The organism is Phormidium sp. FACHB-1136, from assembly GCF_014697375.1.
Taxonomy (GTDB): domain Bacteria; phylum Cyanobacteriota; class Cyanobacteriia; order Phormidesmidales; family Phormidesmidaceae; genus Nodosilinea.
The window spans coordinates 1-13,192 of the sequence record NZ_JACJRS010000130.1 but is presented as its reverse complement, the minus strand read 5'-3'; the positions used below and the strand labels follow the sequence as shown (position 1 = coordinate 13,192).

14 protein-coding genes are annotated in these 13,192 nt (G+C 55.7%); 9 read left to right on the top strand and 5 right to left on the bottom strand.

Features of this window, described 5'->3' with window-relative positions; genetic code table 11:
* From H6G62_RS23915 to ruvC, 5 genes are all read left to right on the top strand, one after another.
* Positions 1-317, top strand: a 317-nt coding sequence (locus H6G62_RS23915) for a transposase (RefSeq protein ID WP_190492465.1), incomplete at its 5' end; no start/stop codon positions are given.
* A 35-nt stretch (positions 318-352) separates the two neighbouring features.
* Positions 353-634 (top strand): transposase, encoded by a 282-nt coding sequence (locus H6G62_RS28440; RefSeq protein WP_347239420.1) that lies wholly within the window; start codon positions 353-355, stop codon positions 632-634.
* A 388-nt stretch (positions 635-1,022) separates the two neighbouring features.
* Positions 1,023-2,471, top strand: a complete 1,449-nt coding sequence (locus H6G62_RS23905) for an AAA family ATPase (RefSeq protein ID WP_347239419.1) — start codon at positions 1,023-1,025, stop codon at positions 2,469-2,471.
* Positions 2,472-2,542: 71 nt separating this feature from the next.
* The gene (bchI, locus tag H6G62_RS23900; protein WP_190499880.1) at positions 2,543-3,646 is read left to right on the top strand and encodes a magnesium chelatase ATPase subunit I; all 1,104 of its coding nucleotides are present in this window, start codon (positions 2,543-2,545) and stop codon (positions 3,644-3,646) included.
* A gap of 10 nt (positions 3,647-3,656) precedes the next feature.
* Complete coding sequence (gene ruvC / locus H6G62_RS23895; RefSeq protein ID WP_190499878.1) at positions 3,657-4,139, top strand: crossover junction endodeoxyribonuclease RuvC; 483 nt, start codon at positions 3,657-3,659, stop codon at positions 4,137-4,139.
* 50 nt (positions 4,140-4,189) lie between these two features.
* On the opposite strand, the gene H6G62_RS23890 is transcribed toward ruvC, so the two are convergent.
* From H6G62_RS23890 to H6G62_RS23880, 3 genes are all read right to left on the bottom strand, one after another.
* Positions 4,190-4,774, bottom strand: coding sequence for a Uma2 family endonuclease (locus tag H6G62_RS23890; RefSeq protein ID WP_190499876.1), 585 nt, complete (start codon positions 4,772-4,774; stop codon positions 4,190-4,192).
* A gap of 148 nt (positions 4,775-4,922) precedes the next feature.
* Positions 4,923-5,369, bottom strand: a complete 447-nt coding sequence (locus tag H6G62_RS23885) for a hypothetical protein (protein ID WP_190499874.1) — start codon at positions 5,367-5,369, stop codon at positions 4,923-4,925.
* Between the two features lie 102 nt (positions 5,370-5,471).
* Positions 5,472-6,641, bottom strand: a complete 1,170-nt coding sequence (locus H6G62_RS23880) for an aminotransferase class V-fold PLP-dependent enzyme (RefSeq protein WP_190499887.1) — start codon at positions 6,639-6,641, stop codon at positions 5,472-5,474.
* 466 nt (positions 6,642-7,107) lie between these two features.
* Between H6G62_RS23880 and H6G62_RS23875 the strand changes: the two genes are divergently transcribed.
* The gene (locus H6G62_RS23875) at positions 7,108-7,566 is read left to right on the top strand and encodes a zf-HC2 domain-containing protein (protein WP_242052252.1); all 459 of its coding nucleotides are present in this window, start codon (positions 7,108-7,110) and stop codon (positions 7,564-7,566) included.
* 500 nt (positions 7,567-8,066) lie between these two features.
* Here the strand turns inward: H6G62_RS23875 and acsF are convergent, their stop codons facing one another.
* Positions 8,067-9,143, bottom strand: a complete 1,077-nt coding sequence (gene acsF, locus H6G62_RS23870; RefSeq protein ID WP_190499871.1) for a magnesium-protoporphyrin IX monomethyl ester (oxidative) cyclase — start codon at positions 9,141-9,143, stop codon at positions 8,067-8,069.
* Positions 9,144-9,475: 332 nt separating this feature from the next.
* On the opposite strand from acsF, the gene H6G62_RS23865 reads away from it, so the two are divergent.
* Positions 9,476-10,273, top strand: coding sequence for an E3 ubiquitin ligase family protein (locus tag H6G62_RS23865; RefSeq protein ID WP_190499869.1), 798 nt, complete (start codon positions 9,476-9,478; stop codon positions 10,271-10,273).
* A gap of 24 nt (positions 10,274-10,297) precedes the next feature.
* Here H6G62_RS23865 and trmD read toward each other — a convergent pair whose 3' ends face one another.
* The gene (gene trmD, locus H6G62_RS23860; RefSeq protein WP_190499885.1) at positions 10,298-10,987 is read right to left on the bottom strand and encodes a tRNA (guanosine(37)-N1)-methyltransferase TrmD; all 690 of its coding nucleotides are present in this window, start codon (positions 10,985-10,987) and stop codon (positions 10,298-10,300) included.
* Positions 10,988-11,122: 135 nt separating this feature from the next.
* Between trmD and H6G62_RS23855 the strand changes: the two genes are divergently transcribed.
* Positions 11,123-11,950 (top strand): cyanophycinase, encoded by an 828-nt coding sequence (locus H6G62_RS23855; protein ID WP_190499868.1) that lies wholly within the window; start codon positions 11,123-11,125, stop codon positions 11,948-11,950.
* Positions 11,951-12,111: 161 nt separating this feature from the next.
* Entirely contained in the window at positions 12,112-12,996 is an 885-nt protein-coding gene (locus H6G62_RS23850) for a hypothetical protein (RefSeq protein ID WP_190499866.1), read from the top strand.
* Positions 12,997-13,192 lie beyond the last annotated feature (196 nt).

The window sequence follows — 13,192 nt, the reverse complement described above, 5'->3', positions numbered from 1 at the left end:
TTGAAGACTTTGAGCAGGATGGCCCTAAGATTCTTATCATTTTAGACAATGCAAGTATTCATAAAAAGGCAGAGATTCTAGAGAAGATAGCGAAGGAGATGCCCAACATTGTTTTAGAATTTCTGCCACCCTACAGTCCGGACTATAATTTAATCGAGTTAGTTTGGCACTCTGCAAAGGAATTCATTGCCAATCGTCTATTTGAGTCGATTGAGGATTTAGAAGCGCTTGTTCATAACCTATTGAACGAAGGGCAGCTTGTCATCAACTGGGATCGCAAGATCAAAAATAAAGGAAACACAATCAATGCAATTTAAATGCATATCAGCTTAGTGCTTACCGCTCTGCCGGAATCGAATGGCTCTTATCATTCTTAAACTGGACAAGTCATATTCATGAACGCCCTTATCGCAATCGACCGTTGAGTGAAGAACAGAAGGAAAAGAATACAGATCGCTCTAAAACTCGCAGTCACGTTGAGCATGTCTTTGGTGCGTGGGTCATGCAACTGGGCGGAAAGGCGTTAAGGTCTATCGGTTTAGGTCGTGCTGAAGTCAACTTGGGCCTGAAGAACTTAACCTATAACTTGATGCGCTTCATCTTCTGGGAAACACGAGAACCTGTTCTGAATTAAACGGTTTTAATCAAGACAATAAGACGACGCTAGTAGATTCATTTTAATCACGACTGACACAGTGCGATAGAAAGATTATTTCTGTCTCACTGTGTTCTTTTTTGAGACGGCAATTCCCTGGATACTCAATTAATCGAGGTGCCCATAAGATTGTCACTATTCATGGTGTATTCCTTGTCTGGTGCTTTGCCTTATCCAGCAGGATACGCCCTTCCTTCTTTTCCCTCCATACACCAGAAATGAGCATAGCTCGTCTTCTCCCCTCGAACCGTATCTAGGGCCACTTTTGCCTTGAAGGCTGGGCTGTATTGCTTGCGTTTGTTACTCATGAACTACTCCTATCATTGTTTGAGTCGTTCAGAGCTTAGCCCCCTGTCCAGTTTGAGGGATCCACTTCATTGTCATCCATGCCCCCCGGCAAACGGGCAAAACCACGGCCATGCTTGCCCTGGCCCAACAGCTCACGGAGAGCGGCCAATACACCGCCATTATGGTCTCCGCCGAAGTGGGGGCTGCGTTTCCTAACGACATTGCCGAAACAGAGCGGGCCATGTTGCGATCCTGGCGCAATCAGGCCGAGAACCGTCTCCCTCCCGACCTTCAACCGCCCCCCTGGCCAGCAACCGCCCCCGGACAGCAAATTCAGGCGGCTCTCCACACTTGGGCCAGAACGTCCCCCAGGCCGCTGGTGATTTTAATTGATGAAATTGATGTCCTGAAGGATGAGGTCTTAATTTCCTTTCTGCGTCAACTGCGTTCCGGGTATCCTGACCGTCCCAAGGGGTTTCCCCAATCCCTGGCTCTGATCGGTGTGCGGGATGTGCGGGATTACAAAGTGGCCTCCGGCGGCAGCACTCGACTCAATACCTCCAGCCCCTTCAACATCAAGATAGAGTCCCTTACCCTGGGCAATTTTTCCCTGGCGGATGTGGCGGAACTCTATCAGCAGCACACCGCCGAAACCGGGCAGGTCTTTTCCCCGGAGGCGGTGGAGCGGGTGTTTCACCTTACCCAAGGGCAACCCTGGTTGGTCAATGCCCTAGCCCGCCAATTGGTGGAAGTGATCGTCCCCGACCCCGCAGAGACCATCACCCCCACCCACGTAAATACTGCCAAGGAAATCCTGATTCAACGACAAGACACCCATCTCGATAGTCTGGCCAGCATTCTACGCGAAGACCGAGTGCGGGCCGTGATGGAACCCCTATTGGCAGGCCAAGGACTGGGCGATGTACCCGTCGATGACATCCGCTTTTTAATCGATTTAGGGCTGTGCCGTCGCAGTTCCCAGGGGGGGCTAGTGGTGGCGAACCCCATTTACCGGGAAGTCTTGCCCCGTGTGTTGAGCCAAACCTCGGAGGCATCCCTACCGCAAATCAGCCCCCGTTGGCTCACCCCGGAAGGGCAGCTTGATCCCGATCAACTGCTCACGTCCTTCCTCAGCTTTTGGCGGCAGCACGGGCAGCCCTTGCTCAAAAGTGCGCCCTATCACGAAATTGCCCCCCACCTGGTAATGATGGCCTTTTTGCATCGCGTCATCAACGGCGGCGGCACCCTCGAACGGGAATACGCCATCGGCTCCGACCGCATGGATCTCTGCCTGCGCTACGGCGATGTCACCCTGGGCATAGAACTTAAAGTGTGGCGACCGGGACGCCCCGATCCTCTCCAGGCGGGGTTAGAGCAGATCGACCGCTACCTAGCTGGACTGGGCCTCGATAGCGGCTGGCTGGTCATCTTCAACCGCCGCCCCGATCTGCCCCCCATCGCCGAACGCACCACCACCGAGCAGGCCCAAACCCCCAGCGGTCGGCAAATCACCGTCATTCGTGGATAGTTCGACCGTCAGCACTGTGGCACAATGGACGATAGTCTAATTTTGTTGTGCCGTAATCCTTAGAGACGCCAGTGAGTTCTACTGCTGCCCCATCCACCCCATCCCCTGCGCCTCGGCGGGCGGTTTTTCCCTTCACCGCCGTGATTGGCCAAGACGACATGAAGCTGGCCCTGCTGCTCAACGTCATTGACCCCAAAATTGGCGGGGTGATGATCATGGGCGACCGAGGCACGGGCAAATCCACCACCATTCGCGCCCTGGCCGACCTGCTGCCTGAAATCGAAGTGGTCGCCGACGATCCCTTCAGTCGGTCGCCGCAGGATCCCGACATCATTGCCGAGCGGGGCACCACCGAACTGCCCATCGCCGCCAAAAAGGTGCCCATGGTAGACCTGCCCCTAGGAGCCACCGAAGACCGGGTCTGTGGCACCATCGACATCGAAAAAGCCCTCTCGGAAGGGGTGAAAGCCTTTGAACCCGGTCTGCTAGCCAAGGCCAACCGGGGCATCCTCTACGTGGATGAGGTTAACCTGCTGGACGATCACCTTGTGGACGTGCTGCTCGACTCCGCCGCCTCCGGTTGGAACACCGTGGAGCGGGAAGGTATCTCCATTCGCCACCCGGCCCAGTTTGTGCTGGTGGGCTCCGGCAACCCCGAAGAAGGGGAACTGCGCCCCCAGTTGCTCGACCGTTTTGGCATGCACGCCGAAATCCGCACCGTGCGCAACCCCGAACTGCGGGTGGAAATCGTCGAACAGCGCTCCGCCTTTGACCAAGATCCCGCTGGCTATCTGGCCCAGCATGAGGCCAAGCAAGTCGAGCTTCAGGCCCGCCTAGTCGAGGCCCAAAAGCGCCTGCCCTCCGTCACTCTAGAGTACGAAGACCGGGTGCGCATTTCTGAGGTCTGCGCTGAACTGGATGTGGATGGGTTGCGGGGAGACATTGTCACCAACCGCGCCGCCAAGGCCATCGCCGCCTACGAAGGCCGCACCGAAGTTACCCTCGACGACATCCGACGGGTGATCGTTCTCTGCCTGCGCCACCGTCTGCGCAAGGATCCCCTGGAAAGCATCGACTCTGGCTTTAAGGTGGAAAAGGTGTTCTGTAAGGTATTTGGCCTCGCCGATCCCGACGAAGCCATGGCCAACGGTCGCCAACCCGCTGGGGTGAGATAGTCTAGGCCCGGTGACGACCCGCATTCTGGGCATCGATCCTGGCTTGGCTACCCTGGGCTTTGGGGTGATAGACACTCCGGCCCAGGAGGCCGAGTCGGGCGTTAAGGTCATCGATTTTGGCGTTATTTCCACCCCGGCTAAAACCCCGGTCGGGGAACGTCTCTGTACGATTTACGACGATCTCCACAGCCTGATTGATCAGTTTCAGCCCGATCAGGTGGTGATCGAAAAATTCTTCTTCTACCGCATGGGCAACACCATTTTGGTCGCCCAAGCACGAGGCGTCGTCATGCTCGTCCTCGCCCAATATCAACTACCCCTAACGGAATTTACCCCCGCCCAGGTGAAGCAAGCCCTCACCGGATATGGCAAGGCCGACAAGGCGGAAGTTCAGCAAGCCGTGGCCCATGAACTGAATTTAGACCAAATCCCCCGCCCCGACGATGCCGCCGACGCCCTCGCCCTCGCCCTCACCGCCTGGTTTCAACGTTGAATTAGGCCAATGCTTTGGGCGACCTCTGATCTGGGCTCCCAGAGATTCGTTTACTCGTTGGGAAAATCGATATTTTCGTAGAGATTGGAGATTTGAATTTGGAGATTAATCGTATTTAAGGTCAAGGTTATCTTCGGATCGTCATGCTCTGAAAATAGCCACTGATGATCAGCCGTTTTGACATAATGTTCAACATAAATTCGATACTGATCGATGAGAAGATATTCCTGAAACGTTGAAATTGTGCGGTAGGCAACGAACTTTTCACTGCGATCATAGTTCTGGGTTGACCGTGATAGAACCTCGGCAATCAAGCAGGGATTGATGACGGTATCTTGCCGCCCAGCTTGCAATTCGAGAGGCTTAGACAAAACCATCACGTCGGGATAGGTGTAGAGATTAGCCCCAGGAATCCAGAGCCGTTGATCGGCATAAAATGTACGATATGCTTTCCCTTTAAGACTAGACTTCAGCAGAATATATAGGTTGCCAGCAATATCATTATGGTTAGGTGTCCCACCTGTCATAGGAATTATTTCTCCACTGCGATATTCATGGCGAATCGCTGATTCTACTTCACGTTCAAGGTATTCTTCGGGTGTATAGATTTTATTGGCTTCAGCTTGCATAATCATGATGGTTCTACCCCAAGCTTTCTAGACTCTCATCTCACTTGTTCCTCCGACTTCATCCTAATCAATGGTTCATTTCGCTCCTGTTGTTGCCATTGCCAACTAAACAATAAGGCCCAAGATATGACCAGAGTCAGCGGATGGGGAACCCCTAGGCGGGAGGGCGTTGTGACTGCTGGAGTTCGGCGATGGCAACCTTAACCTGCTGTTGATGCTCCCGCAGCCGTTGGTAGTAGGCGACGCCCTGTTCAATTTGCTCGTTGCGGGGGGCATCGGCGTTGCCATACACAAGGCCGCCACAGATCGACACCCAACCCCGTTTATCCGGTTCCGCCGCTTCGTAGTTGCGAAGGCGCTCATCGACGTTTTGGCTCACGTGGTCTAGGATCTCTGCGTCAGACTTGTCGGCCCAGGACAGATCAATGCCGGGATACTGCCGAATCACCTCCCAAATGTGAACGGGAATCGGCACCATGACCCGGTTGTAGGAGGCTTCAAACTGCACCTGTTCTAGCTCTAGGTAGACATAGCTGTCGTCGAGCACTTCGTGGTAGAAGTGAAACGTTTGTCCGTAGGCGATAGTAGCTTTGGTGGACATGGTAAACACCTATAGATGGCTGAATGACTGACAGCGCCCTAGCCACCTTGCTTAGCCACAATCTACTACCAGGGAATCGGGAGTTGCTAAGCCGGACTTGACCTAAAGCTTGATGGAACTCAGCCGCTCGGCCAGGGCGTCTACCTCCGATTCTAGGGTGAGATAGTGGACGCAGGCCCGTACACAATGGGGCGACAGCAGCGTGCGGAGGAAAATCCCCTCGGCCTCTAGGGTTTCCACCAGTTGGCGATGGTGCTGGGGAGAAGGTTCGCCATCCTGAAGCCACCAAAAAGACACCAGGCCAGAATCCGGTGGAGTTTGCCGCACTGGGCGCAGGTGGGGAGTGGCGTTCAACTGGTACCAAAGCCGCTGGCTAAGCTGGCAAATCCGCTGGTAGCGTTCCTCGGCAGTCCCCCATCGAGCCTGGTAATCGAGGGCAACGCGCAGTCCGGCATGAAGGGCATAGTCGGAGGTAGCGACTTCAAAGCGTTGACCGTTGGGTTGCCATCCGGTGGGATTTCCGGCAGCATCGCTGGTAATGCTGCGCCAGCCGATGAAGGTGGGATGGATAGCCTCTAGCGCTTCTGGGCGAACGTATAGCCCCCCCAATCCCCCTGGCCCGCACCACCATTTATGACCTGTAAAGGCGTAGAAATCTACTCCTAGGGCAGGCAAGTCTAAGGGTAAGGAGCCTACGGATTGGGCTGCATCCACCAACACCCGCACGGGCTGGGGGCGGCGATGGCACAGGTCGGCAATCGCCTGGAGGGGTAGCACTTGGCCCGTATTCCAGAACACATGGCTGATCACCAGCAGGCGGGTATTGGGTTGCAGGGCTTGGTCAATCACCGCCAGGGGATCGCCGCCGTTCACCGTCTCCAGCAGTGGACAAGTGCTATGGGTGACACCGTAGCGACGGCCAATTTCCTGCACCGCCGCAATCACCCCAGGGTGTTCACAGTCGGATAGCAGGATATGGTCTCCCGCCTGCCAGGGCATCCCCCAGAGGGGAATGTTGCAGCCCACGGTCACATCCTCAGTGAGGGTAATGGTGTCGGCGGTGGTGCCCAACTCGGCAGCGATGGCCTGACGGGTGCGGACGGCCTCAGCCCCAATCCACTGGTTGACGGTGTTGGAAAATGGCCCCACGGTTTGGATGTGGCGATGGGCTTCCGCCATGGCTTGTAGGGTCACCTCCGCCATCGGCCCTTGGCCACCGTAATTAAAATAAAGCCCCCGCTGGAGCGCTGGAAAGCCCTGACGGTGTTGCATTAAGCCCGCCAAATCAGCGGGAGGGTCGGCAGGAAAGGTAGCAGGAGACGGAATCACGGCGGCAGTCATGGAAAAGCATCGGTTTTAACCCTATCCCACTGCTGGCCCTTCGGCCAAGGGGCACAGGGGGGTGTGAGGGCGTCCTTATGGAATTGTTATTGATCTGGTGTCTATATAAGAAGAATCGGATCAATTCTTTTCCGGGGGATTACCGATTTTTTAAAATTCCGATTATGATCAGTATCGGCAAAGCATCGGGTCGTCTAGCTAACCCCCAAGCCCTAGATTGCCTCTGGGAACCCTAGGGGACTTGCCTGTCGTCTAGTGTCATGACTTTAGGTGTTGTGTTTTCGGTATGTCCACATTCCCTTACACGCCGGGTTCACTCCAGGGTCATGGGGGCGATCATCGCCAATCCAGCCCCCTCTTCAGTTCCGCTGTAGCGATTTGTTCGGACCTAGATGTGATGAAACGTGATCGCTTTGAATTACTCAGCGCCTACCTCGATGGGGAAGTAACCCCAGAAGAACGGCGTTTGGTGCAAACATGGCTGAGCAACGATCCCACCGCCAAATGTCTGTACAACCGCCTCATGGCCCTGCGCTACGGTCTGCGCGAAGAGGATTGCCCGCCCTCCTGCGAGGCCGATGTCACCCTGGTGGGGGTGTTTCAATGTCTAAACCGTCGTTTCCGCATGGTCTCCATGGCCGGGGCGGGCGTGGTGGTCTTGGGCGTACTAAATCTGCTATCAAACACCGTTGGTTCTAACCCAGTTCAGTGGTCCGTGGCCCAAACCTCCACCGATGATGGGGCGACACTACAAATTGCCTTAGATCAGCCCGCCTTCCCCATCCCCTCCGTTGCCCCGGTGGATGGCCCCACGCTTCGCCCTTCCGATGGAATTTCCATCGACTCGGAGTTGTAACGATTTCGGTACAGGTACAGAAAGACGATAGTTTCGCCATGACGCTCTAAACTGTGAGGGAGTTATGGAGATTGTCACCCAGTAAGGCGCTGAACGTAGCGCAATGTTGGTTGACTTACTGCGTAACGAAAAGCCGATTTACTATGATCGCAAGTACAACTTAATCACCGCTGGCATCGAGCCCGTTGGAGAAGGGGAAAACGATGCTAGTTAGCATGTTTCTAGGGACGTATTTTCCCCCTCGTATTCCTCAGTTTAAGGTACCTCTTCCAACGCTGGAGAGGTACCTTAAATTGAGGTTTTGCCCTGCCTGCCCCATCTCCAATGTAGGTTGGGCACAGCGAAGCGGAACCCAACACCTGCCGAGGGCTGAGGGCTTGTTGGGTGCTGCTATCGCGCCCACCCCAACCTACGAGATAAGAAAAACGGCTCTGTAGGTCTACAAAGCCGTTGGGGGAAACGAGGATAGCGTTTTTTCTTGGGAAAATTACCCGCAGAACCTAGCGCACTTGGCCACGGGAATCGGTCACATCGATGGGCTTCATGAAATAGAGGCTCACCATTTGCCAGCCGATGTTGGCGATGTGGGGCAGCTTCCGCAGGGTTTGCAGGAACTTGGGCTGATTGGATTCCGCCACAGCGGTAATTTTGGCGTTGGCTGCCGCTGCTGTATCCAGGCGCTTGAAGAAGTCGGGGTGATCGACGTTCAGCACCACGGGGAAGACGCGACCAGCGGTTTCGTTGGTCTTTTCGATCACTTCGATGTCGTAATCCCGTGCGTTTAGGCCCAGGGTGGCATAGAAGGCGCTGCGCTGAAGGTCGTTCAGGTACATGGTGGCGAACACCGACAGCAGGAAGAAGCGGCACCACAGCTTGGCTTTCCAATCGGTGACGATGTCGGGCTGGGCCTTCATCAGGGCGGAGAAGAAGTCGCCGTGGCGGTTTTCATCTTGGCACCAGTTCTCGAAGAACCGGAAGATGGGGTACACCTCGTTTTCGGGGTGAGATTCCAGGTGGCGATAGATGGTGATGTAGCGCCAGTAGCCAATTTTCTCAGAGAGATAGGTGGCGTAGAAGATGAACTTGGGCTTGAAGAAGGTGTACTTCTTGCTCTTGGTCAGAAAGCCCAGGTCGAGCTGAAGGTTGAAGTCCGACATCGCCTTGTTGAGGAAGCCAGCATGGCGGGCCTCATCGCGGGACATCAGATTAAAGCACTCGGCCAGCACGGGGCTTTTATCTTTGAGGCGACGGCCCAGTTCCTTGTAGAGCAGGAAGCCAGAGAACTCGGCGGTGCAGGAGCGCTCTAGAAACTCCACAAACAACTGCCGGGTTTCGCCACTGATGTGCTCCCAGGACTGCTCGAAGGACTCATCCCGCACAAAGTGGTGGCGGTTGTAGTCGGCCCGGAATTCCTCCAAAATGGCCTGGAGTTCGTCTTCGTTGATGGAGATGTCCATGGCGGCCATCTCGTCAAAGTCGGTGGTGTAGAACCGAGGGGTGAGGATGGTGTCCTTGGCGGGAGCCTTGACCCCTGGGCGGATTTCTTGAAATTCAGGCTTCTTAAGGGAATCTACCATGAGTCCGTGGTTGCGCAGTTGATTGAGGGTGGGTGAGTTCAGCGGGCTGATTTCCCCCAGGGGCGGTGCCCAGGGTTGCCGCTCAATAACCCGAACATCCGTTGTGACAAAGCAACGAAGGACGGGCTGAAATAAAATCGCTGAATGTTAGTGTATCAGCGCTTTCAGGAGTTCTGCCAAGGCTTTAAGTTTTGCAACAAAATATCTCAGACTGTAATCCGGATGCGCTGATACTGCGGAGAGTCGCCTGGGTACGCTGATTTAAGGAACTAGGGGCAGGGATGAGATTCTCCCCGTCCTAGCTCCCGCTATCGTTGTTCCTTGTAATTTCTATGGCACTCTTTGGTTTTCTTCTGCTGGTGGCTGGTGGTGTGCTTTGGTTTGTGCGCGGGCATCAAGGTCATCGCTCCCGACACCTCAAACTGGCCCACACCACCCCCATCGGTGAACTTAAAAGCTTGGCCTCTGCCGTGGCACAAGAAATTGGTAGCGGCGACTGGCGTGACTATGTGCTGCTGTGGGGCACCATCACCACCGAAGCCCCCCTCACCTCACCCATGAAGGGGATGCCCTGCGTGTACTACAGCAATGCCGTCATCCGCGAGTATGAAGAAACCATCCGCGAGCAGGACGAAAAGGGCAACTGGCGCACCCGTACCCAACGCGGCTCCGACACGATCAGCCAAGAGCAACAGTCCATCCCCTTCGACCTAGTGGATCAAGTCAAAGAGCGCGTAGAGGTGAATCCTGAAGGGGCCGATGTGGAGCTGGTGGAAGTGCTGAACGAATTTCGACCGGGCCAGTCTAATGGCGGTTCCATCTCTTTTGGCGGCTTTTCCATGAATTTGGGGGATAGCTTCGGCGGGGGCAATCGTCGCACCCTGGGCTATCGCTACCGCGAATCTATCCTGGCCGTAGGGCGTCAGGTCACGGTTCTAGGCATGGTCAGCGACCGCACCGGATCCCTCACCGTCGAGAATCCCAATACTAACCAGCCCTTTATCATTTCGCCCAAATCCCAGGAAGCCCTGGTGAAATCCGCCACCCAGAACGCGCAAATCGCCTTTTGGGCCATGGTGGGCTGTCTCGGATTAGGGGCCATTTTACTGGTGGTGGGGTTGCTGTCCTAGGGCGATCCCCACCTAAGCGCCCTTTTATCGCTCCTGAAGCCAGCGTTCGTAGAGATCGGGGCGGCGGGTTTGGGTGCGTTCGATTTGTTGTTGTCGTCGCCATTGGGCAATGGCTTCATGGTTGCCAGAACGTAGCACCTCTGGCACGGCCCAGCCCCGAAAGTTGGCCGGACGGGTGTAGTGGGGGTAGTCGAGCAGCGGGGTTTGAAAGCTGTCCTGACGGAGGGAATCCACCTTGCCTACGGTGCCCGGTAACAGACGAATGGTGCCGTTGATCAGTGCTAGGGCCGGAATTTCGCCGCAGGTGAGGACAAAATCCCCCAGGGATACCTCCCGCGTTAGCAGGTGGCTCACCCGTTCGTCCACCCCTTCGTAGTGGCCGCAGATCAGCACAATCTGGTCGCATTGGCTGGCCAAGTGCTGAAACAGGGCTTGGGTCATGGTCTCCCCCTGGGGCGACAGCAGAATCACCTCTCGCTGGGGCCACTGGGGCAAGGATTCTACCGCCGCAAAGATGGGGTCGGGCTTCATCACCATGCCCACACCGCCGCCGTAGGGCTCGTCATCAACCCGGTGGTGTTTATCCGTTGTAAAGTCCCTGGGATTGGTAAGATGAACTTCTGCGATTTGGCGGGTGAGGGCTTTGCCAATTAAGCCGGACTGGAGCGGTGAGGTGAAGAAGTCTGGAAACAGGCTAACCACATCGAACCGCAGGTGCGGCCTCCCGTCGATGTCTTCGGTCATCGCCTAACTCCCCCGATGTAGTGGCATGATGCTAAACAGCAGTGTTTTTTATCATGCAGCACCGGAGCCCTAGCTGCAATTTCAAGTTCCTTGGTTGATGAATCCATGTCCTTTGTAAGTCAACATGCCCTTTTGCAACATGCCATCTTGGCCATTGGCGGTGCGGAAGACAAGATCCACGGCAAAGAAATTCTGCATAGTTTTTTTGAGCGGTCGGGTGGGGCAGCGGCCCGCATTGGCATTATTCCCTGTGCTTCGCGGGATCCAGTGGCCATTGCCGGACGCTATCAAACCATTTTTGAGGAAATGGGAGTCACCGCCATTGAGGTGATGGACATTCGCGACCGCAGCCAGGGGGAAGACCCCGCATGGAAGTCCGTCGTGGAGTCCTGTACGGGGGTGTTTATTACCGGGGGCGACCAGGTGCGCCTCTGTGGGCTGCTGTCGGATACACCCCTGATTGACCTGGTGCGGCAACGGGCTCAACTGGGAGAAATGACCCTGGGCGGCACCAGTGCCGGGGCGGCAGTGATGGGCCACCACATGATTGCCGGGGGCGGCAGTGGCGAATCTCCCAATCGCGCCTTGGTGGATATGGCCATTGGCCTCGGTTTTGTGCCAGAGGTGATTGTGGATCAGCATTTCCACAACCGTAATCGCATGGCCCGGTTAATGAGCGCCATTGCCATGCAGCCTGACCGCCTGGGCCTCGGCATTGACGAAGACACCTGTGCCCTGTTTGAACGCGACGGCAGTTTCCGCGTCATCGGCAAAGGGGTGATCACCGTCGTCGATGCCGAAGCGATCACCCACACCAACGAGCCCGACATCGCCCCCACCGATCCCATCAGCCTCCACGGTCTCAAGGTTCATCTGCTCTCCCACGGAGATCGCTTCGATATCAACCATCGCACTATCCTCACCACCACCTAGGGTAGCCAGGGGCGGGCGTAGCCAAGGGCACGGCAGCGAGTCCCTGTACCGGGGGAACCCTAGGGCACTTTACAAAGTGTCAACTTTTCTGAAACTTCCCTATCCCTGGTGAAGACCAGTCTCTAGAACCCCAAGGTCGGCCCCAGCCGAGAGGAGAAAGGATGATCTGGAAATACGCTGCGGTTGGATGCTTGGCCCTAGGGCTATTGCCCCAAAATACCGCCCTAGCCAACGCCCCGGTGATCATCCCCAGCCCGATCCCCATGGCCAACATCCCGGAGTCGTCTACCGAGGAGGAACACCCCCCCACCGAAGCCCCCTTACCCTGGGTCGAAATCCTTGATGGTGACCTTCAGCAGCCGCTACGGGTGGGTGAATACAACCGCATCACAGCCAGGATGTGGAGAGATCTCAATGATCAACGCACCCTGCGCTCTACCCACATCACCGCCGCCTGCGAAGCCCTGGGTAGCGATATGCGCTATCTGCGGGGGCGGGTGCCTCGCCAAATTGAAGATGCCCATCGCCAGATGGCCCCCTTCCAAACCAAAGCGCTGTCGAGTCCGTTACTCCCTCCAACGCTTCAACCCGAAACCCACCTCAGTTTTGGCATTTCACCCGTTACCATGACCAGTGGCGACCCTGAAACCTTGCTAGAAATGATCCGGTCGGGCGAAGACCCCTACACCTACGATCTCTACCAAGAACTGCTGAGGCACTTTGTCGCCCTCGATCTAAACGACTATCTCGACCCTGCCCAAGATGATGTGCCCCTATCCCGTGCTGAGTTTGTAGGCTATGTCGAAACACTTTATCAGGAATGGCAAGACCCAACGGGGAGATTGGTAACGCACGAGATATTTTTACAGGAGGCCGATCTCCTCATTCAAGAACTATTAACCACCCTGCGAGAAGTGCGGCGATTATTAGCCATCCTAGAAGCCACAAAGGCTAATGGACATCTCCTGCAATCGGAAGGAATGAAGGTTGTAATCCCGCCCTCGCCCCTTCAACTGGCCCAGAACACGACCCTGGCATCCGCCTGACTGCCTGACAGAAGTGGGTGAAAGGCTTGAAACCTCGTGCTGCGAGGGGGAAAAGGTGAGGTGACATGAGACGCTGGAATTGCATATCCCAGGGTCTTTGCCATGCCAGCCACCACCTGTCTCTATGATCAAGTGCTGTCCTTGCTGCGTCAATATAGCCATCGTCGGGATCTGCGACACCTCAAGGCCTTGGCGT

What these genes read in the sequence shown, in the direction of transcription:
- H6G62_RS23865 (WP_190499869.1), top strand. Translation starts at nt 9,476, where the DNA reads ATGGCACTCTTTGGTTTTCTTCTGCTGGTGGCTGGTGGTGTGCTTTGG.
- H6G62_RS23890 (WP_190499876.1), bottom strand. Translation starts at nt 4,774, where the DNA reads ATGATTATGCAAGCTGAAGCCAATAAAATCTATACACCCGAAGAATAC.
- H6G62_RS23850 (WP_190499866.1), top strand. Translation starts at nt 12,112, where the DNA reads ATGATCTGGAAATACGCTGCGGTTGGATGCTTGGCCCTAGGGCTATTG.
- H6G62_RS23875 (WP_242052252.1), top strand. Translation starts at nt 7,108, where the DNA reads ATGAAACGTGATCGCTTTGAATTACTCAGCGCCTACCTCGATGGGGAA.
- H6G62_RS23885 (WP_190499874.1), bottom strand. Translation starts at nt 5,369, where the DNA reads ATGTCCACCAAAGCTACTATCGCCTACGGACAAACGTTTCACTTCTAC.
- acsF (WP_190499871.1), bottom strand. Translation starts at nt 9,143, where the DNA reads ATGGTAGATTCCCTTAAGAAGCCTGAATTTCAAGAAATCCGCCCAGGG.
- H6G62_RS23880 (WP_190499887.1), bottom strand. Translation starts at nt 6,641, where the DNA reads ATGCAACACCGTCAGGGCTTTCCAGCGCTCCAGCGGGGGCTTTATTTT.
- H6G62_RS23855 (WP_190499868.1), top strand. Translation starts at nt 11,123, where the DNA reads ATGTCCTTTGTAAGTCAACATGCCCTTTTGCAACATGCCATCTTGGCC.